Genomic DNA, 23,512 nt, shown 5'->3' on the forward strand with positions numbered 1-23,512 from the left:
GTCGAACATCCAAGGTTACATAATATACATTATCGAAACTAAATCAGGACCCCAAGGTGCACTCCGTTCTGTCCCGATATGTCCTCCGACGCTGGGCGACCCCCTTCCTGGGCGCCCTTCTGTTCTACGGCTTCCTCCTCCTCTCGTGGGAGATGGTGACCATCTCGAAGGAGATCTTCTCCCAGGGCGCCCCCCTGCGGTGGTTGCTGCCGATGCTGCTGACCTCCATGCCCGAGAACCTCGGACTGGTCCTGCCCATGGCCGCCGTCCTGGGTGGGCTGCTGGGAACCCAGCAGCTCATGGAGGGCTCTGAACTGGTGGCCGCCCAGGGACTTGGCGCGGGCCGGCGGACCTGGACCGCTCCCTGGCTCAAGATGGCCTTCTGGCTGGTCCTCCTGGCCACCCTCAACGCCCACGTTCTGGTACCCGCCGCAGCCCGGCTGCAGCAGACGGTGCGGGTCCGGATGACCGAGGACGCCAAGGCGAGGTTCCTCCGGCCCGGGGCTCCGCCCTGGTTCCCGCCGGGAGCCCCCAACTCGGCTTTCTGGGTGTCTCCGGAAGGTCAGGTCCACATCATGGAGTCCACCCCCCAGGGGGTTCAGCATCTGACGGCCTCCACCATGACCTACGCCTTGGAGGCCAAGCCAGATGGGTCCTCTGAGTTGCAGCTCCACCTCACGGGCCTTCAGGGGGCGCTCTACCAGACCTCCGGCCAGGGAAGCGTCATCCATCTGAGCCAGGAGAAACAGGTCCTCCGGTTCGGCATTCCGGCCGGGACCCGCCTGCTGCCGCCCACGCCCCTGCGCTACGAGAGTTCGGCGGCCCTGCTGGGCATCCTCCGGGCCGGCCCACTGCCAGCGGAGGCTGATCGCGAGGCCCGGGATCTCCGGCTCAAGGCGGCCATGGAGTTCTGCCGTCGCACCACCCTGCCCTTGGCGGCCGCGGCCCTCCTGCTGCTGGGCATCGCGGTGGGTTTCGGCCATCCGCGGTTCCATCGCGGGGGCGCCATCCTCAAGAGCCTGGGCATCATCATGCTCTATTACCTTGTCATGAAGTACTTTGAAACCATGTGGATGAACGAGAAAATCAAATCGGTCGTCCCGCTCCTCCTTGTGCCATTTCCATTCCTGGCGGGAGGCTGGCTCCTGCTCCGGGAGCGTCTGAAACCCCACCGGTCCAACCCCATGGAGGGCGGATTCAGCGCCATCTTCCGGCCGATCCGGATGGGGATGGCCCCCCTGCTGGATCAAGTGAAGCATCGTCGGGATGCCCTTGCAGCCTGGCTCCATGGCAAGGGGACCCGGCACGGGATCCTGCGGCACTGGTCGAGCCTCGCTTGGTGGCGTAACTGGGGCTCGGCCCTGGGCAGCCTGCTCGTCCTGAACCTGCTCGTGGAATATGCCAGTCTGGCTGGCGACCTGTCGAAAAATGGCGTCCATTTCGTTGTTTTCATTCAATATTGGTTCTGGAATCTACCTCCATTCCTGGTCGTCGCACTGCCCATCTCGTTCCTTCTCGGCACCCTCCTGACACTCTCGGAGGCGGCGCTCAGCCGGGAGTGGCTGGCACTTCGCGCAGGCGGGGTCAGTCTGTTGCGCTGGCTATGGAGCAGCCGCTGGGCCTGGGGCTTGGTCGCAGCCCTCACCCTGGTCCTCCAGGTCGGTCTGGCGCCACGAGCTATGACCAAAGCCAACCAGCTTTACCGTCAAATCCTCAATCGGCCCCAGGGACAATTCTCCACGCGGCCATGGCTCTACCTCGGCTCCACGGGCGTGCTCTGGCACCTCCAGGCTGAACAGCGCTGGGGATTTCCGCTGAAGGCGCCCGGGGAGGCCCCCCTCCTCCTCCGATGGCAGATGGGAGAGACGCATTCCGAAGCCCTGGCTTGGGGTGGGTTGCGCCTTGTCCAGGGGCCCCCGGTCGAACGGCTCTTCCCGGCCAGGGCGCTCCGGAACACGGTCAGTGCGGAGGAAGCCCAGACCATCGACCTGGTGCATTGGCAGTTGTGGGCCCCGGATCCAGAGCGGGCCTACATGCTGTGGGGTCGCCTGCTGGGCTGGCTGGCCGGCCCCTGCCTGGTGCTGGCGATGCTCTCCTTCGCCTTCCCCGGCCCCAGGCAGGGACGGGGGCAGGCCATGGGCGCCGGACTGGTGGCGGGCCTGGTGTTCCTCGGCCTGCAGACCCTCTTCGGAGGGGCGGCGCGGGCCTCGGAGATCCCGGCCTACTGGGGGGTGCTCGCTCCCCTGTTCCTCCTGCTTTCCGTGTGCCTCCTCCGCCTCCGCCGGCTCAGGACCTGAGGTGAGCAGGCTCCTCGACCAGGCGCTCGCCCCCCTGGACCAGCATCCCACCCTCCGTCCGGGCGACCGGGTCCTGGCAGCCATGTCCGGCGGCGTCGACAGCTCCGTCATGGCGGCACTCCTGCATCGGGCCGGGTACCAGGTCATCGGCATCTCCATGCAGCTGTTCGAGAAGGACAGCGCTCAAAGTTCCGAGGGGAAGTGCTGCACTTTGGATGATTTCCATGATGCAAGAAGGGTCGCGCATCAGGTGGGTTTCCCCCACTATGTGATGGACTTCGAAGCCTGGTTCCGGGAGACGGTCATTGATGGGTTCATCCAGGGGTACTTGGACGGTGAAACTCCAAGTCCATGCATTCGTTGCAATCAACACCTCAAATTCTCCGCGCTGATGGAGCGGGCTGAATCGCTGGACGCGCCCTTCGTCGCCACAGGCCACTATTCGACCATCACCCGTGAGGCTGGACGTTGGCATCTCCGGAAGGCCTCTGATCCCGGCAAGGACCAGAGCTACTTCCTCTTCCACCACACCCAGGCCACCCTGGCGCGCACCCTGTTCCCCCTGGCCCATCTCACGAAGCCCGAAGTCCGCCGACTGGGGGCTGAGCTGGGGTTGCACCTCGCCGAGAAACCCGAAAGCCAGGAGATCTGCTTCGTCACCCAGGACCGCTACGACGCCTTCATCGAAGCCGAAGGTCGCGACCCCGGCGTCGGCGAAGGGGATATCCGCCACCTGGACGGGCGCGTCCTGGGGCGCCACCAGGGGTACTGGCGGCACACCGTGGGCCAGAGGCGCGGCCTGGGCGTGGCCTTCTCGGAACCCCTCTATGTGATCAGGACTGAACCGGCCACCAACACCGTGTGGGTCGGGCCCGAGTCGGGTCTGATGGCGCGGGAGCTCGTGGCGCGGGAGCTCAACTGGATCCACGCCGCCCCGGCCGGTCCACTGGCGTGCGAGGCGCGCATCCGCAGCCGCGCTCCCGAGGCGGAGGCGCTGGTCATCCCCCTCCCCGATGGGCGCGTGAAGGTCGCCTTCGCCGAAGCCCAGAGGGCCATCGCCCCGGGCCAGGCGGTGGTCTTCTACCGCGAGGGCGAGGTGCTGGGCGGCGGCTGGATCGACGGATGACCGGGCCCTCAGTTCCTGTGACCCCTGCCCTGCCCGACCCTGGGTAGCCTTCCTGCATGAACAGCTACCGGCTCTGGGTCCTGGCCCACCCCTACCTTTCCGCCGCGATCCAGTTCGGCCTGCTCGGCACGCTGGGCGAGTTGGGGGCCGCCTCCATGAAGGCCCGCCGCCTGACGCTTCCCTGCACGCCAGTGCAGGTGCTCCTGAAGGTGATGGCCTGGGCCTTGCTCGGGCTGGTCATCAAGGCCGGATTCGTGGGCATGAAGGGCTTCACCCGGGCTCTGCTCGATCACCACATCCTCCCGGTCTTCCTGTCCACCGGCATCGGCTGGGCCTTCTCCCTCTCGACGCTGACCAACCTCTTCTTCGGGCCCCAGATGATGCTGTTCCACCGGCTGGAGGACAACCTCATCCTGCGCCGCCGGGGCTTCGATGGGATGATGCCCGCGATCCGGACCCTCGCCTGGTTCTGGATCCCGGCGCACACCCTCACCTTCAGCCTGCCTCCCGAGTTCCAGGTCGGCCTCGCCGCCCTCTGGTCCCTGGTTCTCGGGGTCATTCTGGGCCTGGCCGCATCCCGCAGGTAGCCAGCCGATCCCGGACACAGGAAAGCCCCCTTGCGGGGGCTGTGCTGGAGGCGCCGATCGGATTCGAACCGATGTATACGGGATTTGCAGTCCCGGGCCTTACCACTTGGCGACGGCGCCTTGCGTTGCTGCAGTCTGACATTGAATGACACGGGCCGCTTGCGCGGCCCGGGCAGTGGAGCGGGTGATGGGATTTGAACCCACGACTTCAACCTTGGCAAGGTTGCACTCTACCACTGAGTTACACCCGCGTGAGACATCAAGCCTAGCAATGGCGCGCGGTCCGGTCAACGGTCTTTTTCGGATCGGCAGGTCCCGCAGAGTCCGAACAACTGGAGCTGATGACGGGTGATCCGGAATCCTGAGAGCGTTTCCAGGTGCCTCAGGGATTCGTCGAGACCGCAGGCGTCCACCTCCACCGTCCGGCCGCAGCGCTCGCACTGGAGGTGGTGGTGGTGGTCGCGCGACTCGCAGCGGACGAACCGCATCACCTGGTCGGTGCCGAGGATGCTCTCGGCCCAGCCTTCGCGGACGAAGCGTTCGAGGTTCCGGTAGACCGTGGGAAGGCCGGAGCGGCGCTCGGGCATGCGCTCCCAGATCTCCTCCACCGTGAGCGGCCGGTCGGAATCCCGCAGCACCTGGAGGATGCCTTCCCGCTGCGGCGTCTGCCGCATGCCTGCGGCACGGAGGGAGGGGGTTGGTGAGGCGGAGTCGGCCATGGCCCTAGGATGGCAGATTCGGGCACCATGGTTGACATGCTCCAGCGCACCTGGGGCAGGTTGGGCGTGTCCGATGCCAGCGCCCCCTTCCTGCCCCTTTCCTTCCGTCTCTTCGCCAGCTTCGGTCTGCTGGTGGTGCACGCCGCCCTTCCTGCGGATGGCAGGGCTTCGGGCCCCGGCGAACAGACCTACCTGGCCGCGCTCCTGCTGATGTTCATCGAGGCACTCTGGGAATCCGGGCGCGGGCTCACCGCCATGGACCACCTCTTCCCGACTCCCCGTGCCCCCTGGATCCGCTGGAATCTGGCCCTCGACCTGGCCCTGGTGACACTCGTCATCGCCTTCCAGGGCGTGGTGCAGGAACGCTTCGCCACCCTCTACATCTTCCCCGTGCTGGCCTCGGCCTTCTACCTGAGGACCGTGGAGATCGTCTGGGTGGGGGTCGTTTCCTCGCTCACCCACGTCGTCCTGGTGCTCGGCTTCACCTTCGGCGTGATCCCGCCCTTCGGTTTGTCCGGCGAACTCGTCGATCCCGACCCCAGTCGGCTCTCGTTCCTGCTTGGCACGGCCTCGTTGCAGGTCTTCGCGGCCACGCTCCTGGTGGTCCTGATCCGACGGAATCTCGACCGGCTCAGGACCGATCTCAGCGTCAGCGAGGCGGCCGTCGACGAGCTCTCGGCCCTCCATCAGCGGGTCGTCGAGTCCATGAACTCGGGGTTGATCACGCTGGATCTGAAGGGCAGGGTCACCTCCGCGAATCCAGCTGCCAGAGCCATCCTGGGCGTTCCCGTGGATCCCGGGATCGCGATCCAGGATCTGCTTCAGCTCGGAGATCCGCTGCCCTGGCGCCAGGGCCGGGAACATCGCTTCGAGGTGGTGCTGAGCGTCCCGGGCCGGGGCCGGCGCATCCTCGGCGGGCACCTGGCCTCGCTGCGCGGGGCCTCCGGCCGGGAATCCGGCCAGCTCCTGCTCTTCCAGGACCTCACGGACCTCAAGGCCCTGGAAGAACGCACGCGGATCAGTGAGCGGCTGGCTGCCATCGGTCAGCTCGCCGCTGGTCTCGCCCACGAGCTGCGGAACCCCCTGGCCTCCATCAGCGGCTGCGTGCAGCTGCTTCAGAAGGAGGGGGCGCCCGAAGACGTCCGTTCCCGGGTGCTGGGCATCCTGGAGCGGGAGACCCAGCGCGTGGGCGACATCGTGTCCGACTTCCTGGATTTCGCCCGACCGGAGCCGCCAAGCGGAGTGGCGTTGCTCCTTCCGAAAGTCATCGAGGAAGTCCGCTCGAGCTGGGAGATGGATCCACGGACCGCGGGCCTGGTCCTGATCACCGATCCCGTCCCGATGGTGAGCCTGCGGTCGGATCCCACCGACCTCCACCGGGCCCTGGTGAATCTCCTCAGCAATGCCCGCAAGGCCGTGAAGGACCGGCCCGATCCCTCTGTCCGGCTGTCCTGCCGCGTGTCGGAGGCCACGATCTGCCTGGCGATCTCGGACAACGGCTGCGGCATGGCCGCCGAGCAGTTGGAGCGACTTTTTGTCCCTTTCGCCGGGAGCTTTGAAGAGGGCTCCGGCCTCGGGATGAGCCTGGTGTACAAATTCATCGAGGCGATGGACTGGCGGATTGAAGTCGAGAGCGCTCCTGGAGCGGGTACCACCATCCGGATCCTCCTGCCCCTCCAACGAGGGGAAGAGTCCGTGGCGTCGCCCTCCGATCAGGCGTAAACTTTTCCCAGCTTTCAAGCATCCAACTCGGCATACACCCTTGCATGGTCCACTTGGCACCTGCCACAGTGGTTCATCCCCTTTCAACGCGTTCAGTCCGCCCCACTTGGGTCTGGCTCCACGGGTCTGAGCGGGGTTCGACTCATGGTCGATGCCTTTGACATCTTTGTACCGCCCGCTGGCCCAGGATTCTCCATGAACCGGAAGCTCATCCGACCGAACCTAAGTGAACTGAAGGACAAGCTAGGCATCCCTGCAAAAGGCGGCGGGGCGGAGGCCATGACTCCGGTGCCCCCGGCCATGACCGCCGGTGGTGAGCCCAACCCCGCGGTGAATCCCGCGGCGGCCACGGCCCCCCAGGGGCTGGGGAGCCCCCGGCGCAAGATCGCTCCGCCCGAGCAGACGAACGCCGAAAGCTTCTACTACCTCAAGCAGATGCAGTCCAAGACCCCGATGGTGATCGTGCTCCAGGACGACGAGAAGGTGCGTGGCGTCATCGAGTGGTATGACAAGCACTGCCTGAAGATCAACCGGGTGAAGGAGCCCAACGTCCTCGTCCCGAAGCACAACATCAAGTACATCTACAAGCAGGAAGAGGAACCCAGGATCCGCCGCAGCCGTGCCGCCAAGAAGGAAGAGACTCTGGCGGCCGAAGTCGAGATCCCGGTCTACGATTGAGCCCCGGCCAGCCAGCGCAGGGAGCCCCATGAGCCGCCGTCCCCACATCATCGTCAGTCTGGGGGACCCCTGCGGCATCGGGCCAGAGCTCCTGCTCGGAAGCCTTCCGGCCCTTCAGCCCTGGGCGGATGTCACCGTCGTGGGAAGCAAGGCGGGGGTGGACCTGCTTGAGGGGCGGCCAGGTGCCCCGGTCGCCTGGCGGTGGCTGGCGTCGACATCCGGCCCACCCACCCCCCCCCTTCCCTGCAAGGTCCACACGCTGCAGGTGCTGGCTCTGGGGGATGCTGCGCCGGAGGTGCTGGGCCAGGCCCTGTGGCTGGACCCCACCCCGGAGATCGGGGCCGATCAACTGCAGTTGGGCCGGGGCTCTGCAGCCTCCGGCCGGGCCACCGTGGAGGCCGTGAGGGCTGCCGCCCTGATGACCATGGGTGGTGCCGCGGATGCCCTGGTGACCTTGCCCATGGCCAAAGCTGCGGCCCACCTGGCCGGGTACGACATCCCTGGGCACACGGAGTTCCTCCGGGACCTCGCAGGAATCGCCATCACCCGCATGGCCTTCCTGAGCCCCCAGCTGAACGTGGTCCTGCACACGGTCCACCAGAGCCTGCGTTCCGTCGTGGAATCCCTTACGGCGGACGGGGTGGCCGATACGCTCATCTTCGCCGCTGACCGGTTCATCCAGCTCACGGGGAAGACCGACCTGCGCGTGGCGCTCTGCGCCCTGAACCCCCATGCCGGGGAGCAGGGGGCCTTCGGCGTGGAGGAGGAACTGCTGGAAGAGGCCATCATGCAGGCCGAGGCCGCCTTCCTGAGCTTCAGCAGCGATCCCACCCCTCCCCGGTCTGCCACGCCGCTCGAGCTTGACCCCTCCCGGCCGGCCGGGTCCCGGCAGCACCGTCCGGTGGGGCAGCGCGGGTTGGAGGTGCTCTCCACCAGCGGCCCCTCGGACGCGCACCCCGCACCGCTGTTCTTCGGGCCGCTCCCCTCCGACAGCGTCTTCCAGCGGGCCTCCAAGGGGGAATTCGATCTCGTGGTGGCCCTCTACCACGATCAGGGGCTGATTCCCGTCAAGCTCCTCGAGCCGACCAGGGCCGTGAACCTGACGCTGGGGCTCCCCTTCATCCGCACCAGCCCCGACCACGGAACGGCCTTCGACAAGGCGGGAAAGTGGATCGCGGATTCCCGCAATTTCCTGGAAGCCGCGGCACTGGCCGTGCGGCTGGCCGGTCGGTCGGGCCTGGGCCTGCCACCTCCCCCCGGCGCATGAAGACCGATCGGTGGTTCGGACCCGACCTGGGCCGCCCTTTCGATCCGCCCAGTCCGACCCAGGTGGCCCTGCCTAGGACGGCCCTACCCGTCCACCGCGGCCTGCCGTGCCACTTGGAAGCCCATCTGCTCCGACTTCAAGCCGGGGCCGCCGCCCTGGGCGCAGAGGTCCCGTGGCTGCCCGGGATCCAAGCAGAGCTTGAGGCCTGGCTGGGGGCAGATGGCCCTGCGGATGTGGCGCTGCGCCTCGTCCTCCACCCGGAGGCCGCCCGGCTCGCGGCCCGCCTGGAACCCCTTCCCACCGTCCTCCACCCCTACCGGCTGAGGGTCCTCCCCCATCCTCTGCAGGCCAGGCGGGGAGATGCCGCCATCGTGCACAAGGGGCTGGCGGGCCCCTGGAACCAGGCCGTGCTGTCCGCAGCCCGGGAGGCGGGTGCCGAGGATGCCCTGCTCCTCTGGAGCGACGGAACCCTGGCCGAAACGGCCATCGCCTCGGTGGCCCTCGAACGGGGGGAGTTCCTGATCGTCCCACCACCCCTGGGCCGGGTGGCAAGTCTGGCGGAGCGCCTGGACCTGCCGGACTGGGCGCGGGCGCGGGAACTCCGAATCGAAGTCGGCAGCCTGCCCCTCGCCTCGGCCCGGGAGGGACGCTTGTGGTGCATGAATGCCCTGCGCGGCATCTGGCCGGCAGTCCTGGCATGAGCGCCTCGTCCCCATGGACCGGACTCGGGGCTGTTGTAGGCTGGATGCGGGAGGTGGCATGTCCACGGTGGCGGTGATCCTGGCGGCGGGCCTCGGAACCCGCATGAAGTCGCGGCTCCCCAAAGTCCTCCATCCCATCCTCGGCGATCCCTCGCTGCTGTGGGTCCTCAGGACCCTTCCCGGGGACCTTGGCGGGGCCATCGTGGTGGTCCACCACGGGAAGGAGCTGGTTGAAGCGGCCCTGGAGGCATGGCAGAAGGCAGGGCTCCTGCCCTGCGCCATCACGACCGTGGACCAGGGAGAGCCTCTTGGCACCGGCCACGCCCTCCAGACCTGCATCCCCGAGCTCGACCGCCTCAAGGCCAGTCAGGTGGTCATCCTCTGCGGCGATGTCCCCCTCACCACCTCCGGCACGGTCTTCCAGCTCTGCGCTGCGGAGGCCCTGCTGCTGGCCATGGACCTGCCGGCGCCGGGGGCCTATGGCCGCGTCCTCCAACATCCAGATGGGCGGCTCGCCGGGCTGGTCGAGGCCAAGGACGCCACGCCCGAACAGCTGGCGGTGCAGCGGGTCAACGGCGGCGCCTACTCCCTGCCCTGGCCCGCCCTCCGCCGGGCGCTCCTGGGACTGACCAACGACAATGCCCAGCGGGAGTACTACTTGACGGATGCCGTGGTGGCGGTGGCCCGGGAAATGAGCGTGGCCGTGGAAGTCTGCGACCCCGAAGAGCTGGCGGGCATGAACTCGCGACACGACCAGGCGGCGCTCCAGGCCGCGGCCCAGCGCCACATCGAGCGGCACTGGATGGCGGAAGGCGTGACCTTCCTCCACGCGGGCAGCACCCTCGTGGGCCCCCGGGTCCAGCTGCAGCAGGACGTGCTCCTGGAACCCGGCGTCCGGCTGGAGGGAGCCGTCGTCGTGGGTGAAGGCACCCGCATCGGCCAGGGCACGGTGATCACGGATTCGACCCTGGGCCCGGGCGTGGAGGTCCGTCCCTACTGCGTCATCGAGCGGGCCCTCGTGGGCGAGGGTTCCAAGATCGGCCCCTTCGCGAGGCTGAGGGAAGGCACTGATCTGGCAGAGAAGGTCCACATCGGGAACTTCGTGGAGACCAAGAAGGCGAAGCTCCACCGTGGCGCCAAGGCCAACCATCTGGCCTACCTCGGGGACACGGAAGTGGGCGAGGGCACGAACATCGGCGCCGGTGTGATCACCTGCAACTACGATGGCGTGAACAAGCACCGCACCCTCATCGGGCGGAACGTCTTCGTCGGGTCGGACACGCAGCTGGTGGCGCCCCTGGTCATCGGAGACGGTGCCCTCATCGGCGCCGGCAGCACCATCACCAAGGACGTTCCCGCCGACGCCCTGGCCCTCAGCCGCACACCCCAGGCCTCCCGCGAGGGTGGCGCCTCGAAGCTCCGGGCCCGGCAGAAGAAGGGGACTGGGTTAAGCTAGTCCTTTAGGTTCGGAGTCCCATGGTCCTGACTTTATTCGACAAGGCCGGCGCAGGCGTGCTCAAGGCCACGGATACCTTCGGTGATTTCGCGGTCCTGGCCGGCCGGACCTTCGCCGCCATCTTCAAGCGCCCCTTCGATGGCAAGAACCTGCTGAACCAGTTCCAGTCCGTGGGGGTCAACTCGATCCCCGTGGTGGCCCTCACCAGCCTGGCCGTGAGCATGGTGTTCGCCGTACAGCTGGCCTACGGCTTCAAGCAGTTCCAGGCGGAGGGGCTGGCCTCCCAGGTGGAGGGACTGGCCATCATGCGGGAGCTCGCCCCCGTCATCACGGGCCTCATGCTGTCTGGCCGCATCGGCTCCGCCATGGCGGCGGAGCTGGGCACCATGCAGGTCACCGAGCAGATCGATGCCCTCGAGTGTCTGGCCACGGACCCGATCCACTACCTGTTCGTGCCACGGCTGCTGGCTTCCATGGTCATGGTGCCCATCCTCACGGTCGTGTCGATCTACATTGGATTCTGGGGCGGCTACCTGATCCTGGTGGGCGTCGAGGGACAGAGCGCCTTCGTCTACGGCAACGAGTTCTACAAGCTCCTGGCCTTCCGGGATCTCCGAATCGCCCTCTACAAGGCCTTCGTCTTCGGCATGATCATCGCGCTGGTGGGCTGCTGGAAGGGCTACCGCACGCAGGGAGGTGCCGAGGGCGTGGGCAACGCCCCCACCAGCAGCGTGGTGACCAGTTCGCTGTGGATCCTCATCTCCGACTTCTTTCTGACCAAACTGCTGCTGGTCTGACGACATGGCCGTGATTGACGTCGTCAACCTCTCCAAGGCCTTCGGGCCCAAGGTCGTGCTGTCCAACGTGAACCTCCAGGTGCAGGAGGGCGAGAGCCTCGTGGTGCTGGGCGGTTCCGGGACGGGCAAGACCGTCCTGCTCCGCAACATCATGGGCCTGCTCACGCCGGACTCGGGTCATGTGGCCGTCGAGGGCAAGATCATCGCGCAGCTCTCGCGCAGCGAGCTCTTCGAGGTCCGCCAGAGCATCGGCATGTGCTTCCAGATGGCGGCCCTCTTCGACTCCATGACCGTCTTCGAGAACGTGGCCTTCGGCCTCCGCCGCCACCACAAGATGTCGGAGGCCGACATCCGCGCCCGGGTGGAGGAGTGCCTGTCCATGGTCGGCATGAAGGAGACCGAAAAGCTGAAGCCGGCGGAACTCTCCGGCGGCATGAAACGACGCGTGGGCTTTGCCCGGGCCATCGCCCTCAAGCCCAAGATCCTGCTCTTCGACGAGCCCACCACGGGCCTCGACCCGGTGATGACCGACGTCATCGGGCGCATCATCCTCGACCTCAAGCACGAATTGGGCATCACCAGCATCACCATCACCCACGACCTCAAGTCCGCCTTCGAGATCGCCGATCGCATCGCCCTGATCTTCCGCGGGGAGTGCATCGCCTGCGAGGCTCCCGCAGACTTCAAGGTCAATCCGCACCCCGTCATCCAGCAGTTCCTCCGGGGCGACGCGGATGGTCCGTTCCTGCAGGACCCTCCCCCCCCCAAGCGAAAAATTCAGGAGGCCCGTTCATGAAGCTCGAAACCAAGGTCGGCCTCTTCTTCACCGGTGGCATCGTCCTCATGGCCGTGCTCATCTTCCGCACGGAAAAGCTGGAATTCGGCGGGAAGCGCAACCAGAACGAGCGCTTCACCTACTTCCAGCAGGTGGCGGGCCTCAACCTGCAGAGCGCCGTGCGCATTGCCGGCGTCAAGGTCGGGGACGTCCGCACCATCGCGCTGGAGGACGGCAAGGCCCGGGTGGTGCTGGGCCTCTCCAACGAAGTCCCAGTCTACGCCGATGCGGTCGTCTCCCTCGGTTCCATCGGCATCCTGGGCGAGAAGTTCATCGACCTCGATCCGGGCCACAGCGCCAAGGGTCCCTTCCCCGAAGGCAAGCCGCTTCCCAGCAAGGCCGGCGTCAGCCTCGACAACCTCATGGAGACCCTCTCCGAGATCGGCACCAACGTGAAGGGCGTCACCCAGGCCCTGAACCAGTCCATCGGTGGTGAGCAGGGCCGGCAGAAGCTCGATGAGATCGTGGACAACATCCGCGTGCTGACCGCCGAGTTCCGGTCCATGGCCCAGGAGAACCACGGGGCCATCAACCACACCATGGCGAACGTGGAGGCCCTCTCCTCCGACCTGCGGGACAAGCTGCCCAAGCTGGCCCAGCAGTTCGAGGCCGTGGGCAAGAACCTCAACGCCATCATCGAGGAGAACCGGCCCGAGCTGAAGGGCGTCGTGGGCGACGTGCGCAAGCTGGCCCAGAGCTTCCAGGGCACCGCCGAGAACCTCAAGATCCTCACGGACCGGGTCAACAAGGGCGAAGGCACCATCGGCAAGCTGCTGAACGATGAGACCACCATCAAGAAGATCAATGAGGCCGTGGACAACGTGAACGGCCTGCTGGGTGGCTTCAACAAGATGGACTTCCGCCTCGACATGAATGCGGCCCAGTGGGAGAAGCGCAAGGACAGCCGGGTGGGACTGGGGCTCGAGATCGTCCCCCGCCCCGACTACTGGTACTCCCTGGGCTTCGCCTCCACGCCCGATGGGAAGCTCAGCGAGAGCTCGCGCACCGTCACCCAGCTCGATCCGGTCACGGGCAAGCCCGTCACGGTGGTGGAACGGACCAAGACCGTGACCACGGACCAGACCTTCACGGCCTCGGCCCAGTTCGCCAAGCGTCTTGGACCCGCGATCTTCTCGGCCGGCATCGTCGAGAACAAGGGCGGCGGCGGCGTGGAGTTCCGAACCATGGATGATGACCGGCTCCGGTTCGGCTTCCTGGCCTATGACTTCACCAAGCGCGACGACAAGCCGAACCCCCGCTACCGCTTCACCAGCAGCTACCAGTTCTGGAAGGGCGCCTACATCCAGGCCGGCGTCCAGGACATCGGCAACAAGGATCTGCGCACGATCTTCTTCGGGGGCGGCCTGCGCTGGAAGGATGACGACCTGAAGAAGATGGTGGGCCTTGCCGGAGCCGCCAAGTGAAGGAACTCCGCGTCCCCGCTCTCTCCGGCCCCCTGCCGGACGAGCGGGGCCTGGCCTTCCTCCTGGTCCGCCGGGGAGTCCCCCTCGCATTGGCCGGGATCTCCTTCCTGGCCGCGGCGCTGCATGCCGCAGGCCGGGGGTGGTGGATGCTGGCGGGCGTCGGCGCCCTGGCGGCGGCCTGGCCCAGTTTCCTCCGCGGCCAGGCCTTCCTTCGGAATCGGGCGGCGATCATGCGCCAGGACAGCCTGTGGGCCAATGCGCTCGTGCCCCTGGCCCGGCGGCTGGGCCTGGAAGACGCCTGGATCCTGGCCTTCTGCGGGTACAACAATGAGCGGGTGCGGCAGGCCTTCGCCGGTCGCCGGGCCAAGCGCGCTCTGATCCTCCTGCCGCACTGCATCCAGATGTCCCGTTGCAAGGCGGGCATCCTCGACGACCTCCAGGCCTGCTACGACTGTGGCCTGTGCCCGGTGGGCGACTACATGAACGCGGCCCTGCTGAACCGCTGGGAGGGACGCATCACCAACCGCAGCCACAAGGCCTACCGCGAGGCCCGGGAATACCGGCCCGACCTGGTCGTGGCCGTGAGCTGCACCGATCGGCTGCTCAAGGGGCTCACCAAGATGCCCGAGATCCCCTGCTACGTCATCCCGCTCATCCTGCCCCACGGCATGTGCGTCGACACGGATTTCAGCGTGCCCCACCTCTTCGCGGCCATGGAGACCCTGGTGGAGGCCAGACGGCCCCCCGGGGATGTCCAGCCGCTCCGGCGGGAAGGCATCGCATGACGGGGAGTCGCTTCCCCATCCGGCGTTTTTTTGAAACGTGGATCGGCTCCGGGGCGATGCCCTACCTGCTGCACCTCCGCCCCCTGGAGTGGCCGATCATGTCCGCCCACTTTCTGCTGGGCACCCTCCTGGCCACGGGCTGGGCTCTGAGTGCTCGGCCCACCCTCCTGGGCTGGTTCATCTTCGTGGCGCTCATGAACGGCGGGACGCTGGCCATCAACAGCGCCTTCGACCAGGACGAGGGGGACATCGGCTACCTGAAGGCGCCTCCAAAGCCTCCTAAGCACCTGGCCGTCTTCTCTGCGCTGTTGCTGGGGATCTCGGCCCTCCTGGGATTCCTCCTCCCCCTGCCCTTCGCCCTCATCAACCTGGGCTGCGTGGTAATGAGCGTTCTCTACTCCGTGCCCCCGCCCCGCCTGAAGGCCAGGGCCGGCTGGGACCTCCTCATCAACTGCGTCGGATTCGGCCTGCTGACCCCCCTGGCCGGCTGGGCCCTGACCGGCCGACCCTTCAGCCGCCCCATCCTGCGGGCATCCGTCGGCTTCGCCTTCCTGTTCGCCACCCTTTACCCCATGACCCAGATCTACCAGGTCGCTGAGGACAGCCGTCGGGGCGACCGGACCCTGGTGATCCAGGTGGGAGTGGGGCGCAGCCTGGGCCTGGCTCTTGTCGCGGCCCTGATCGCCCACGGGTTCTTCCTGGCCGGGGTCCTGGCCAGGCACCGCCATCCGCTGTTCCTCCTCCCCTCGCTGTTGGCCTGGCTGGCCGTCCTCCTGCCCTGGCTGCACGGCTGGCGCACCTGGACCGACCAGCAGCATGAAGCAGGCATGTACTGGGGCCTGGCCGCCTGGGCCATCACCGATCTGAGCCTGCTGGCCCTGTTGTGGCCATGATCCCTTGAGTATTGGACCTCCAGATCCGATAGACTGGGAAGAAGTGATGACAATCGAAATCTTCTGGAGTCGGCATGGCGCTCGACGGAATCAAGGGATGGATGGCAGGCACGCTGGCCGTGATCGGGGTGGCGCTGGGCGCAGCCTCGCCTCAGGCCTCCACGCGTCTTTCCCTTAAATCCGCCTCGGCCCTCGTTCTCGACCAGAGCACGGGCCAGGCCCTAGTGGAGAAGCAGGCCGCAGCCGTGGTGCCCATCGCCTCCCTGACCAAGCTGATGACGGCCATGGTGCTGCTCGACGCCCACCTGGATCCCGCCGAGCTGCTCACCATCACCAGCGATGACAAGGACTCCCTCCGCCACAGCCGCTCACGGCTGCCCGTGGGCACCCGCCTCCCACGAGAGCAGGCGCTCCTGCTGGCCCTGCTGGCCTCGGAAAACCGGGCGGCCCATGCCCTGGGGCGCACCTACCCCGGCGGTCTGGCCAGCTTCGTCCAGGCCATGAATGCCAAGGCCCGGGAGCTCGGCCTCAGCGGCGCCCACTTCGAGGACCCTTCCGGGCTTTCCAGCGGCAACGTGGCCACGGCCTGGGATTTGGCGCGAATCATTCAGGCGGCCTACCGCTACCCGGAGATCCGGGACTTCAGCACCCGGCCTGAGACGACCCTCCAGGCGGGACGGCGCAACATCCAGTTCCCGAACACCAACGCCCTCGTGCGCAACCCCAGGTGGAACATCGGGTTGTCCAAGACCGGCTACATCGAGGAGGCCGGCCGCTGCCTCGTCATGCAGGCGATGCTGGCCAACCGGCCCGTGCTGGTCATCCTCCTGGATTCCTGGGGCAAGTACACCCGCCTGGGGGACGCCAACCGCATCAAGCAGTGGCTGGAAACCCGTTCGGGATCGAAGGGCTGACCTACCGGTGCTGACTCCGGGTGTCCCGACCCCCTTCCCGCTCCACTGGGGTTTTTCGACCCGCCAGGATCCGCCGGATTCTCTGCCGGAGCCGCGCCTGCACCAGGTGCATCGCTGTGGCGTGGTGGAGGCCCCCGATGCCGTGGTCGAGGCGGATGGCCTCTGGACTTCCCGGCCAGGCGTTCGCATCGGCGTGCGGGTGGCGGATTGCGTGCCGGTGCTGCTGGCCGGGCCGGTGGCCGGTGGCACGCCCTGGGTCGCCGCCCTTCACGCGGGTTGGCGTGGTGCCACCGGCCACGGAGATCCTGAGCCCGGGGGCGGCATCCTGCGCCGGGGCGTGGCCAGGTATCGCGCCCTGGGTGGAAATCCCCAAGACTTGGCCTGGGCCTGTGGACCCGCCATCCAGCGCTGCCACTTCGAGGTGGGAACCGAGGTCATCGAAGCCGCCCGCCAGGACCCGGCCTGGCGGGACGACCTGCAGTCCGCGGGACCCAGCGGCAAGGCCCATCTGGACCTGCATGGTTTGCTGAAAGCGCAGGCCCTGGATCTGGGCCTGAATCCAGCCAAGGACGGCAGCATGGGGCTCTGCACCGTCTGTCGGCCCGACCTGTTCCATTCCTACCGCCGGGGTGATGCCACCGGCCGCCAGTGGGGCTGGATCGAGATCGGCTAACCTGGAGCCTGAAGCCCTGAGGCCTGAAGCCCTAGGCCTGAAGCCTGAGGATTGACATGCTCAACATCACCGACATCCGGATCACCAAGGTGGAAGGCGACGACAAGCTGAAGGCCTTTGCCGCCCTGGTGATCGAGGACTGCTTCCTGGTGGGCGACCTCCGCGTGGTGGAGGGTGAGGACGGCTACTTCGTGGCCATGCCCAGCCGCCGCAAGCGCGACGGCAGCTTCAAGGACATCGCGTACCCTTTGAACAACACGCTGCGCGAAGTGATCGAGGAGAAGGTCCTGCTCGCCTACGAGGCGGCCACCGGCCACCGCGCCCTGAGCCGCATCGAGCGGGGTGAGGCCGTCCAAGTGCGTCCCGACCTGCTGGGCGTCGAGGAGTTCGGGTTCACACCGAAGACCAATGCCTGAGGCCTGATCCCGGGGCTTGGGCAGGACGCGAACCCGCGCTATGCTTGCCTTTCCGCCTGGGGAGTAGCCAAGTGGTAAGGCAGCAGGTTTTGATCCTGCGTACCGAGGGTTCGAATCCTTCCTCCCCAACGCAAAGGGCCGCCATCAGGCGGCCGTTTGCGTTGGGGAGCGCTTGAAGGATTCGAAGTCACAGAATCGCTGGCACGGTGCGCAGGTAGGGCTAGTCCTCAGAGCTGGAAACTCAGCAGCTTGTCACCCGTCATGTCCACGGTCTCCGTCTTGGTGCCCTTGGGGCCTCGGACGGTGATGGTGTGGCGGCCCAGGGCGACCTGGATGGGGCTGCTGCCATCGCTTTCGGTGCCGGTGTCCTGACCATCCACGAAGACCTTCCCGGATCCCGGGAAGGTGTTGACGGTGAGGTTGGCCAGTCCCGGTACGGTGAGGGTCACCGTCTGGCCTGCGGTCACCGTGACAGCCCGGACGTCCTTGTAGAAGTGACGGGCGCTGATCAACTCCAGCTGATGGGTGCCGGGAGGCAATGGCAGCTTGGCGCCCGGGCTCAGCTCGCCCAGATCCTTGCCGGCGGCCTTCACGCGGACGCTGAAGCCTCCGGACAGTTTGAGGGCCCCAGGTTCATGGGGATTCAGGGCGGGTTCCTGCCGGGTCTCGGCCGTGGTGGCCTCCTTGAGCTCGAAGACCCGGCCCCCGGGCACCTCGCCCGGCCCAAAATCCGACGCATGGCCCAGCTTGTCCTTGGTGAGGGTCAGGCGATGGGGCTGTCCCTGGTTCCACCGGACGGTGAGCGGCGTCACGCCTTCAAGCGGCTTCTCGTCCAGCACCACCGTCGCTCCCTTGGGGGTCGAGTCGATCAGTTCATCGGTGAGGACGGGTTGGAGGGGGAAGGCCCTTGGGGCTTCCCCGGCCTTGATCTCGTAGGTGACGGGTCGGTGCCCCTTCAGCTCGAGCCGCAGCTTGTCGCCGGTGACCAGGGCCTGGTTCATGGGCGTGGTGCCCACGGCCAGGTCGTTCACGAAGACCTTCGCTCCCGCGGGCTGGGAGTCGATCTGGAGCCGCGTGCCCTTGGGCCCCCGGAAGAAGAACCAGCTCAGCCCCACGGCGGCCACCAGCGTCAAAGCCGCGATCCACGGCCATCCGAGGGACTTTGATTCGGGCCGGGCCACGACCATGGTCTCGTCGAAGGAGGTGGAGACGATCTCAGGTAGCGGTGCCTCGCCGCTCATCCGCATGAGGCCGAGGATCTCCCGTCGATCCTCCTTGCCCAGTTCCACCACCGCATCCAGGAGTTCCCGGGTGAAGGCCGTGCAGGTGGGGTGCCGCTGCTCGGGTCGCTTGGCCAGCACCCGCTCGAACACCCGCCGCCAGCCGTCCGGCAGCATGCCCACCACCGGGGGATGGACTTCGACGGGCGGTTCATTGACGATGCGGTAGAGGATGGTGTTGATGGATGATCCCGGGAACGGCGACTGTCCGCTCATCAGCTCGAAGACCAGCACCCCGAAGCTGAAGATGTCGGATCGGTTGTCGACCGTGCCTTCCTTGATCTGCTCGGGGCTCGCGTAGCTCGGCGTGCCCAGGAAGGTGCCGGTCTGGGTGAGGCTGGCATCCTCCCGCTTGGCGATCCCGAAATCCATGAGCTTGGGCCGCCCGTCCTCACTGACCATCACGTTCCCGGGCTTCACGTCCCGGTGGACGATGGCCTTGGCGTGAGCGTGATCCAGGGCCTCGGCGAGCCCGACGATGATCTTGAACTTCTCCTTCATGGTCAGGGCGGGCCCGGCCTTCATGATCCCGTCCAGGGGGCGGCCCGCCACGTACTCCATGGCCAGGAAGGGGCCGTGGCCCTCCACCTCGCCCACGTCGTAGATGGCCACGATGCCGGGATGGTTGAGGAGGCCCGACACCTCCGCCTCGCGCTGGAACCGGGCCAGGTATTCATGCTGATCGGCCTCGGTCCGGACGGCGTCCAGCTTCATGAGCTTGATGGCCACCTTCCGCTTGATCCGGGGGTCCTCGGCCAGGACGACGCTCCCCATGGCCCCCGAACCGAGCAGGCGCAGGACCTGGTAGCGGCCGATCATTCTGGGGAAGTTGAGGTTGTCGAGGTCGCCCATGTCAGCATCCTACCGAACCCATCGGAGATGAGGCGGTAGATTGTTAGGTTTTTCATGGATTTTCCAAGATCCTGTGACACAATAAAGCAGGCCCACTGACCTGGGCTGTGGAGGGTCTGTTCCGTGATGGAAGTCGTCAAATCCGTCGTACTCGTCACCTACTTCACGTTGCTCACCATCCTGAGCATCTACGGGGCGCACCGCCTCTGGATGCTGCTGCTCTACTACCGCCACAAGAAGGACGTGCCCCAGCCCCAGGGCGATGAGAGCTACCTTCCCGTGGTCACGGTGCAGCTGGCCGTGTTCAACGAGATGAACGTCATCGAGCGGCTCATGGACTACGTCGTCAAGATGGACTGGCCCAAGGAGAAGCTCGAAATCCAGGTCCTGGACGACTCCACGGATGACACCGTCAAGGTGGCCAGCGCCGTGGTGGATCGATACAAAGCCCTGGGCTTTGACATCCACTACCTGCATCGGACGGACCGCACGGGCTTCAAGGCCGGCGCCCTGTCCGAAGGCCTCAAGGTCGCCAAGGGCGAGCTGGTGGCCATGTTCGACGCCGACTTCCTCCCCACGGTCGACTTCCTCCGCAAGGCCGTGCCCCACTTCGCGGATGGCAAGGTGGCGTTCGTGCAGGGCTGCTGGGCCCACCTCAACCGCGAGTTCTCCCTGCTGACCCAGGTGCAGGCCATCCTGCTCGACGGCCACTTCGTGTTCGAGCACACCGCCCGCAACCGCTCCAAGGCCTTCTTCAACTTCAGCGGCACCGCCGGCATGTGGCGCGTCTCGGCCATCGCAGACGCCGGTGGCTGGGAGCACGACACCATCACCGAGGATGCCGACCTGTCCTACCGCGCCCAGCTCAAGGGCTGGAAGGGCGTCTACCTCAAGGATCTGGTGGTCCCCGCCGAGCTGCCCGTCGAGGTCAACGCCTTCAAGAGCCAGCAGCACCGCTGGGCCAAGGGCAATGCCCAGGTCATCCGCAAGCTCATGAAGACCATCTGGAAGTCCAACGAGAGCCTGCACACCAAGCTGGAGTGCTGGTTCCACCTGACGGCCAACTGCAACTACATGCTGATGGTGGTGCTCTCCATCATCATGGTGCCCGCCATGATCTTCCGGGCCGGCACCCCCATCCACATCCTGCTGCTGACCGACGGCCCCTTCTTCCTCCTGAACGCCGTCAGCGTGGGTCTCTACTTCGGGCTCTCCCAGAAGGAGCTCACCGACAACACCGGCTGGACCCGCCGCCTGAAGTACATCCCCGGCCTCATGGGCCTGGGCATCGGCCTCGCCCTGAACCAGGCCAAGGCCGTGCTGGAAGGCTTCTTCACCGACGACAAGGAGTTCAAGCGCACCCCCAAGTACGGCGTGGACGCCAATGGCAACTCGGTCACCAAGCGGGCCTACAAGGTGCCCAAGAGCCTCATGACCTTCCTGGAGCTGGGCTTCGCCATCTACTACTTCGGCGCGGTGCTGGTGGCCATCTACATCCGCAAGTGGGCCTCCGTGCCCTTCCTCTGGCTGTTCTTCAGCGGCTTCTCGTACATGAGCATCCTGTCCCTGGCCGACGTGAAGCTGTTCCGCCGCCTGGCCATGGATGAACCCGCCGACGACGCGCAGAGCGCCTCGAACTTCGTCCAGTAGCCGAAGCGTCCGATAAGGGACCATGGCTCGTCCAGCGGCCCGCCCCGGATCCTCCCGCCCCCGTGCCGCCGCCCTGCGGTACCGGCCGGAGGTGCCGTTCCAGGATGCCGCGCCCCGGCTCGTCGCGAAGGGCCAGGGGCTCTTGGCCGAGCGCATCCTGGAGCTGGCAAAGCAGCACGGGGTGTCGATCACCAAGGATCCGGACCTGCTGGCGGCCCTCGAGCCCCTGGACCTGGACCGCCTCATCCCGCCTGACCTCTTCCAGGCCGTGGCCGTGCTGCTGGCTGCGCTGTACCGGGCCAATAAGGAGCTTTCCCCCAAGTGATTGATCTCCACTGCCACACCCTCCATTCCGATGGCACGGACACCCCGGAGGGCTTGGCTCTGCTCGGCGAGGCCGCACGCCTGTCGGCCCTCTGCCTCACCGACCACGACACCCTGGGGGGGATCCCCCGGTTCCTCGCCATGCAGCCCCAGGTGAAGGTGCGGCTCCTGGTGGGCACCGAGCTCAGCTGCCGCTTCCTGGGGCAGTCGCTGCACGTCCTGGGACTGCTGGTGGATCCGGAGGATGGAACGTTTCAATCCCGGCTGGTGGAGCTCCGCGGACGCCGCGAGGACCGGAACCGGCGCATGATCCTGCGCCTGGCGGAGCTGGGTTGCCCCATCACCCTCGAGGATGTCCAGGCCCAAGCGGACACCCCCCTGCTCTCCCGAGTCCATTTCGCCAAGGCCCTGGCCACCCGGGGCTTCGTCCGGCGGGCTCCGGAGGCCTTCGAGCGGCTCATCGGGGATGACTGCCCGGGCTTCGTGCCCCGGGAGGAGCTGAGCCCCAGCGAGGCGGCCCGGTGGATCCGCGAGGCCGGCGGCGTGCCCGTGGTGGCCCACCCCGGCCGCTTCATCGGAGGCGGTTTTCGTTGGGACGACGCCATGGCGGACCTGCAACGGCAGGGGCTCGAAGGCCTGGAAGGGTATTACGGCGAGTACCGCGGCTCCGAGCAGAAGTATTTCGTGACCCTGGCCGCCCGGCTGGGCATGGTCGTCACCGGTGGCAGCGACTACCACGGAGCCAACAAGCCGGGGCTGCGCCTAGGCCGCGGCCGCGGCGGCCTCCAGGTCCCCGATGACCTTCTCGATCGATTGGAAACCCAGCAAAGAATTGGCAGTTACCACTGACTGCCGATAGGCTGGGAAGGCCGAGGCGTTCATGTCCAAACGGATCCTCCTGGTGGAGGACGACCCCATCAATGTGAAGTTCATCCAGACGGTGCTCACCAAGAAGGGTGGGTACGAAGTCCTGGTATCGGAGGAAGTGGACGAGATCCTCCGCCTGGCCCGCGAAGCCGATCTCGCGGCCATCATCATGGACGTGAGCCTCTCCCGCTCCAGCTACGAAGGCCGCAAGGTGGACGGGATCTTCATCACGCAGCTGCTGAAGAAGGACGAGATCACGCGCCACATTCCGGTCCTGCTGGCCACGGCCCACGCCATGTTCGGCGACCGGGAGAAGTACCTCGAGCTGACCGGAGCCGAAGGCTACATCGCCAAGCCCATCCATGACCCTGCCACCCTGATCACGGCCGTCAAAGCCGTCATCGAGCCCTGACATGGCCCTGAAAGTCCCGCCCATCGCCGCCTTCCGGCTGCTGCTCGAATACGACGGAAGCCGCTTCCAGGGCTGGCAGAAGCAGGGCGCCAAACAATCGCGGGAGGGCGTCCGCACCGTGGCGGGAAGCCTCGAACACGCCATCCACGAGGTGGGCCTGCGCCTGGTGCATCTGGGCGGTGCCGGCCGCACGGACGCCGGCGTCCATGCCCTCGGCCAGGTCGCGCACCTCCACCTGGAGGCCAAAGGGGCGCCCCGCCCCGGTGAGCTGCGGCGCGCCCTGGACGCCGCGCTACCCCAGGACATCGCCCTCCGCGACGTGCGCACCTGTCCACCCCGGTTCCACGCCCGCCACGATGCCGTCGACCGCACCTATCTGTACCAGATCAGCCGCCGGCGCAGCGCCTTCGGCAAACCCTGGATCTGGTGGGTGAAACGCAACCTGGATCTCGATCGTCTCAGCCGGGCCTGGGCTGCCTTCGAAGGGGACCAGGACGTGTCCGCCTTCGCCGACCTGGACACGGAAGAGGACGGCCGGGCCCGCATCCTCCGCTGCGAGGTGGTCGAAGCGGGTTCTCTGGTCCTGCTCCGGGTCCGGGCCACGCACTTCTTCCGCCGGCAGGTGCGCCGCATGGTCGGTGCCTCCGTCGCCTGCGCCCTGGGCGAGGAGGAACCACGCCGGGTGCTGGAGGATCTGCGGAATCCCACTGAAGCCGCCAACCTCTACTGGGGCGCCAAGGCCGCGCCGTCCTCGGGCCTGTTCCTGGAGGCTGTCCGCTATTCCGGGGACCCCGAGCCCGGACCGCCGAGGCCCACCCTGTTCATCCCCTGAGGTCC

Annotated in this window: 23 protein-coding genes and 3 tRNA genes; 22 read left to right on the forward strand and 4 right to left on the reverse strand. The window is 66.9% G+C overall.

Going from position 1 to position 23,512, the window contains the following annotated elements; all coding sequences use genetic code 11:
• Positions 1-56 precede the first annotated feature (56 nt).
• From QOZ81_RS08605 to QOZ81_RS08615, 3 genes are all read left to right on the forward strand, one after another.
• Entirely contained in the window at positions 57-2,297 is a 2,241-nt protein-coding gene (locus tag QOZ81_RS08605; RefSeq protein ID WP_291198887.1) for an LptF/LptG family permease, read from the forward strand.
• 82 nt (positions 2,298-2,379) lie between these two features.
• Positions 2,380-3,423, forward strand: a complete 1,044-nt coding sequence (gene mnmA / locus QOZ81_RS08610; protein ID WP_441316727.1) for a tRNA 2-thiouridine(34) synthase MnmA — start codon at positions 2,380-2,382, stop codon at positions 3,421-3,423.
• Positions 3,424-3,479: 56 nt separating this feature from the next.
• Entirely contained in the window at positions 3,480-4,010 is a 531-nt protein-coding gene (locus tag QOZ81_RS08615) for a hypothetical protein (RefSeq protein WP_291198883.1), read from the forward strand.
• Between the two features lie 45 nt (positions 4,011-4,055).
• Here the strand turns inward: QOZ81_RS08615 and QOZ81_RS08620 are convergent.
• From QOZ81_RS08620 to QOZ81_RS08630, 3 genes are all read right to left on the reverse strand, one after another.
• Positions 4,056-4,130, reverse strand: a tRNA-Cys gene (locus QOZ81_RS08620).
• Positions 4,131-4,186: 56 nt separating this feature from the next.
• Positions 4,187-4,261 (reverse strand) — tRNA-Gly (locus tag QOZ81_RS08625).
• Positions 4,262-4,297: 36 nt separating this feature from the next.
• Entirely contained in the window at positions 4,298-4,684 is a 387-nt protein-coding gene (locus QOZ81_RS08630) for a Fur family transcriptional regulator (protein WP_291198881.1), read from the reverse strand.
• 72 nt (positions 4,685-4,756) lie between these two features.
• On the opposite strand from QOZ81_RS08630, the gene QOZ81_RS08635 reads away from it, so the two are divergent.
• From QOZ81_RS08635 to QOZ81_RS08700, 14 genes are all read left to right on the forward strand, one after another.
• Positions 4,757-6,451: a two-component system sensor histidine kinase NtrB gene (locus tag QOZ81_RS08635; RefSeq protein WP_291198879.1), complete on the forward strand. Its 1,695-nt coding sequence runs from the start codon at positions 4,757-4,759 to the stop codon at positions 6,449-6,451.
• 195 nt (positions 6,452-6,646) lie between these two features.
• Positions 6,647-7,129 (forward strand): LSm family protein, encoded by a 483-nt coding sequence (locus QOZ81_RS08640; protein WP_291198877.1) that lies wholly within the window; start codon positions 6,647-6,649, stop codon positions 7,127-7,129.
• Positions 7,130-7,157: 28 nt separating this feature from the next.
• Positions 7,158-8,396, forward strand: a complete 1,239-nt coding sequence (locus tag QOZ81_RS08645) for a PdxA family dehydrogenase (RefSeq protein WP_300714405.1) — start codon at positions 7,158-7,160, stop codon at positions 8,394-8,396.
• On the forward strand, positions 8,393-9,097 hold the full coding sequence (locus QOZ81_RS08650) for an aminotransferase class IV (protein WP_291198871.1): 705 nt from the start codon (positions 8,393-8,395) through the stop codon (positions 9,095-9,097). The genes QOZ81_RS08645 and QOZ81_RS08650 overlap by 4 nt, the downstream gene beginning before the upstream one ends.
• Positions 9,098-9,155: 58 nt before the next feature.
• Positions 9,156-10,553 (forward strand): bifunctional UDP-N-acetylglucosamine diphosphorylase/glucosamine-1-phosphate N-acetyltransferase GlmU, encoded by a 1,398-nt coding sequence (gene glmU / locus QOZ81_RS08655; protein ID WP_291198869.1) that lies wholly within the window; start codon positions 9,156-9,158, stop codon positions 10,551-10,553.
• A 20-nt stretch (positions 10,554-10,573) separates the two neighbouring features.
• Positions 10,574-11,350 carry an MlaE family ABC transporter permease gene (locus QOZ81_RS08660; protein ID WP_291198867.1) on the forward strand — a complete coding sequence of 259 codons (777 nt, stop codon included), beginning with the start codon at positions 10,574-10,576 and terminating at the stop codon, positions 11,348-11,350.
• A gap of 4 nt (positions 11,351-11,354) precedes the next feature.
• Positions 11,355-12,146, forward strand: coding sequence for an ABC transporter ATP-binding protein (locus tag QOZ81_RS08665; RefSeq protein WP_291198865.1), 792 nt, complete (start codon positions 11,355-11,357; stop codon positions 12,144-12,146).
• Positions 12,143-13,609, forward strand: a complete 1,467-nt coding sequence (locus QOZ81_RS08670; RefSeq protein WP_291198863.1) for an MlaD family protein — start codon at positions 12,143-12,145, stop codon at positions 13,607-13,609. The genes QOZ81_RS08665 and QOZ81_RS08670 overlap by 4 nt, the downstream gene beginning before the upstream one ends.
• Positions 13,606-14,394: a DUF116 domain-containing protein gene (locus QOZ81_RS08675; protein WP_291198861.1), complete on the forward strand. Its 789-nt coding sequence runs from the start codon at positions 13,606-13,608 to the stop codon at positions 14,392-14,394. Before QOZ81_RS08670 ends, QOZ81_RS08675 begins: the two co-directional genes overlap by 4 nt.
• A gap of 98 nt (positions 14,395-14,492) precedes the next feature.
• Positions 14,493-15,287 (forward strand): UbiA family prenyltransferase, encoded by a 795-nt coding sequence (locus QOZ81_RS08680; protein WP_291198859.1) that lies wholly within the window; start codon positions 14,493-14,495, stop codon positions 15,285-15,287.
• A gap of 74 nt (positions 15,288-15,361) precedes the next feature.
• Positions 15,362-16,201 (forward strand): serine hydrolase, encoded by an 840-nt coding sequence (locus QOZ81_RS08685; protein ID WP_291198857.1) that lies wholly within the window; start codon positions 15,362-15,364, stop codon positions 16,199-16,201.
• A 7-nt stretch (positions 16,202-16,208) separates the two neighbouring features.
• Positions 16,209-16,874 carry a polyphenol oxidase family protein gene (locus tag QOZ81_RS08690; protein ID WP_291198855.1) on the forward strand — a complete coding sequence of 222 codons (666 nt, stop codon included), beginning with the start codon at positions 16,209-16,211 and terminating at the stop codon, positions 16,872-16,874.
• 56 nt (positions 16,875-16,930) lie between these two features.
• The gene (locus tag QOZ81_RS08695; protein ID WP_291198854.1) at positions 16,931-17,290 is read left to right on the forward strand and encodes a SpoVG family protein; all 360 of its coding nucleotides are present in this window, start codon (positions 16,931-16,933) and stop codon (positions 17,288-17,290) included.
• A gap of 57 nt (positions 17,291-17,347) precedes the next feature.
• Positions 17,348-17,419, forward strand: a tRNA-Gln gene (locus QOZ81_RS08700).
• 98 nt (positions 17,420-17,517) lie between these two features.
• Here QOZ81_RS08700 and QOZ81_RS08705 read toward each other — a convergent pair.
• Positions 17,518-19,422: a serine/threonine-protein kinase gene (locus tag QOZ81_RS08705; RefSeq protein ID WP_291198853.1), complete on the reverse strand. Its 1,905-nt coding sequence runs from the start codon at positions 19,420-19,422 to the stop codon at positions 17,518-17,520.
• Between the two features lie 126 nt (positions 19,423-19,548).
• Here QOZ81_RS08705 and QOZ81_RS08710 point away from each other — a divergent pair, with 126 nt between their 5' ends.
• The 5 genes from QOZ81_RS08710 to QOZ81_RS08730 are packed head-to-tail and all read left to right on the forward strand — an operon-like array spanning position 19,549 to position 23,507.
• On the forward strand, positions 19,549-21,072 hold the full coding sequence (locus tag QOZ81_RS08710; RefSeq protein ID WP_291198852.1) for a cellulose synthase family protein: 1,524 nt from the start codon (positions 19,549-19,551) through the stop codon (positions 21,070-21,072).
• Positions 21,073-21,094: 22 nt separating this feature from the next.
• A complete protein-coding gene (locus QOZ81_RS08715) occupies positions 21,095-21,397 on the forward strand; it encodes an EscU/YscU/HrcU family type III secretion system export apparatus switch protein (RefSeq protein WP_291198851.1) in 303 nt (100 codons plus the stop codon).
• Positions 21,394-22,245: a PHP domain-containing protein gene (locus QOZ81_RS08720; protein WP_291198849.1), complete on the forward strand. Its 852-nt coding sequence runs from the start codon at positions 21,394-21,396 to the stop codon at positions 22,243-22,245. The genes QOZ81_RS08715 and QOZ81_RS08720 overlap by 4 nt, the downstream gene beginning before the upstream one ends.
• A gap of 31 nt (positions 22,246-22,276) precedes the next feature.
• Positions 22,277-22,675 carry a response regulator gene (locus tag QOZ81_RS08725; protein WP_291198847.1) on the forward strand — a complete coding sequence of 133 codons (399 nt, stop codon included), beginning with the start codon at positions 22,277-22,279 and terminating at the stop codon, positions 22,673-22,675.
• A gap of 1 nt (position 22,676) precedes the next feature.
• On the forward strand, positions 22,677-23,507 hold the full coding sequence (locus QOZ81_RS08730; protein WP_291198845.1) for a tRNA pseudouridine synthase A: 831 nt from the start codon (positions 22,677-22,679) through the stop codon (positions 23,505-23,507).
• Positions 23,508-23,512: the final 5 nt, after the last annotated feature.

Origin of the sequence: Geothrix sp. (genome assembly GCF_030219325.1) — a bacterium.
GTDB lineage: Bacteria > Acidobacteriota > Holophagae > Holophagales > Holophagaceae > Geothrix.